2 protein-coding genes are annotated in these 2,452 nt (G+C 57.8%); both read right to left on the bottom strand.

Annotated elements, in window-relative coordinates; genetic code table 11:
* Positions 1-41: 41 nt before the first annotated feature.
* Positions 42-845 carry an IS21-like element helper ATPase IstB gene (gene istB / locus M5G20_RS29965; protein WP_010466203.1) on the bottom strand — a complete coding sequence of 268 codons (804 nt, stop codon included), beginning with the start codon at positions 843-845 and terminating at the stop codon, positions 42-44.
* Positions 838-2,337: an IS21-like element ISPman1 family transposase gene (gene istA, locus M5G20_RS29960; RefSeq protein WP_170040466.1), complete on the bottom strand. Its 1,500-nt coding sequence runs from the start codon at positions 2,335-2,337 to the stop codon at positions 838-840. The genes istB and istA overlap by 8 nt, the downstream gene beginning before the upstream one ends.
* Positions 2,338-2,452: the final 115 nt, after the last annotated feature.

Below are 2,452 nucleotides of genomic sequence, written 5' to 3'. Positions count from 1 at the left end.
CCACCGCATGTGGGCATGCGGCAGGGTATTTTCGGTGCGGATCAAAACAGCTCATCGTCCTCGGCACCATCATTGTCTTTGCGCTTTCGTTCACGTGATTTGATCTTGGTCTGGGCGACCAAGCTGCTGTGTTGCAGGCGGTAGGACTCGTTGCCCGTTTCGACGATGTGGCAGTGGTGTGTCAGCCGATCCAGCAACGCCGTTGTCATCTTGGCGTCACCAAACACGCTCGACCATTCCGAGAAGCTGAGGTTGGTGGTGATCACCACGCTGGTGTGCTCGTACAGCTTGGACAGCAAATGAAATAACAGGGCACCACCGCTCTGGCTGAAGGGCAAATACCCCAGTTCATCGAGTATCACCAGGTCTGTTCGTAGCAGCCCTTGAGCGATGCGGCCCGTCTTGCCGTCGTACTTTTCGCGCTCCAGCAGATTGACCAGATCCACCGTGGAGTAGAAGCGCACGCGTTTGTGATGCGTCGTGATCCCGGAAACGGCCAAGGCGGTGGCGAGGTGTGTTTTGCCTGTTCCAGGCCCGCCGATGAACACGACATTCTGCGCGGTATCGGTGAACTCCAGGTTGGACAGATCCCTGATCAGGCGGGCATCTGCGCTGGAAGCGCTGAAGTCGAAGCCGGCCAAATCACGATGCATGGGCAGTTTGGCCATGTTCATCTGATGATTCACTGAGCGCACTGCTCGATCTGCATGTTCTTGTTGAAGCAGATGTTCGAGCAGCCATTTCGAGGATGCCGTCGAAGCTTCTCCTTGCGAGGCTAGTTCCTCCCAGGCGCTGGCCATGCCATGCAGACGCAGTTCTTTGAGTTCCGCCATAAGATCACGCATTGCGAGTCTCCTCATCGGTGGTACGGAGCCGGTCGTAGCGTGCCGTATTGGCGACAGGCGCTATCTTGAGTTGAAGGCTGGTTTCGGCGGACGGAGGGGCTGCTGTCGATGTCAGTCGAGCCAGGACATTCAGGATGTGGTCAGCACTCAAGCTGCCGGATTCAAGTACCAACTCCACAGCCACCAATACGGCGTCGAGCCCGGCGATGGGAACAGCCGCCAGTACTTGAGTCATGACGCGATCACCATTGGTGTGCCGCCTCAGACCGCGTTTTAGCAGTTGCAACGGCTTCGGCAGATCGGCAAACGGAGCGCCATTGCGCAGCGCACCGGGCTTGCGTTCGATGAGCGGGATGTAATGCTGCCAGTCAAAACTGACCTGATCTCGATCAAACAGGCGCTCGTGACTGGCAATCATCGTTTCATCGGCGATGACCACCACCCGTGTGGGATACAAACGGCTGCTGACCCACTGACCGACCCGCTCACACGGCACCGAGTAGCGATTTCGCGCCACGCTGATCAGGCAGGTGCTGGAGACCCGTACGGTGCGCTCGACGTAGCCATCAAAGGCAGTCGGCATCGGCATCAATTCGGCGCGTTCCAGCTCCAGGACGTCCGCCACTGTCAGCCCGTTGTACTGCGGGTGCACCAGTTCGTCCCAGAGCGCACGGCAGCGTTGGCCGAGCCAGGCATTCAATTCCTCGAAGGTATGGAACATGCAGTTTTGAGCATCGAGCCAGATGCGCCGTCGGCTGTCTTGAACGTTCTTTTCAACGATGCCTTTTTCCCAGCCGGAGGCCACGTTGCAGAAGTCCGGATCGAATAGGTAGTGGGCACACATGACGGCAAACCGGGCATTGACTGTGCGGCCTTTGCCTTTGTTGACCTTGTCGACAGCCGTTTTCATATTGTCGTAGATGCCGCGACGCGGCACCCCACCTAACGCGCCAAACGAGCGGGTATGGGCGTCGAACAACATCTCGTGGCCTTGGCTGGGATACGCAACCAACCAAAATGCGCGACTGGCGCACAGCTTCATATGGGAGACCTGGATGCGTCGGAACAGGCCGCCGATCAGCAGACCTTCTTCGCTCCAGTCGAATTGAAAGGCCTCCCCGAGTGCAAAGGTCAGCGGCACAAAGGCCCGTAAAGACTTGCCTTGCTCGCCGCGCCACGCACGGATGAAGGCGGTGAGCTGGCTGTAGCCGCCGTCGTAGCCCTCGGCCTTGATCTGTTCGAAGAGTGCTTTGGCACTCCTGCGGTTGTGCTTTGCCCGAAACGAATCGGCCTTGAGCGCCAGCTCCAGCGTCTCGTGAAATGGACTGAGTTTGTTGAAGGTTGCGCACCGTTGGTACGCCGGCTGGGTGGCTTCGGGTGCTCTGACCCATTTTCGAATGGTGTTTCTCGACAGTCCGGTACGCTTGGCTATCTGATGCAGCGAGAGCTTGTCGCGGAAGTACATCCGCCGGATTTTTCCCAACATTTCCATGCTGATCACCCTGTGTTCTCCTGCTCGAAAAGTGAGCAGAAGCAGTTGAACACCTGGGTCAGTTTTCAGTCGGCAGAACAGCCTTTACTGGGTCAGTTTTCGGTCAGCGGCAACA

This window comes from Pseudomonas sp. TNT2022 ID1044 (assembly GCF_028656895.1).
In the GTDB taxonomy this organism is placed as follows: domain Bacteria; phylum Pseudomonadota; class Gammaproteobacteria; order Pseudomonadales; family Pseudomonadaceae; genus Aquipseudomonas; species Aquipseudomonas reinekei.
This window is presented reverse-complemented; position numbering and strand designations above follow the sequence as displayed.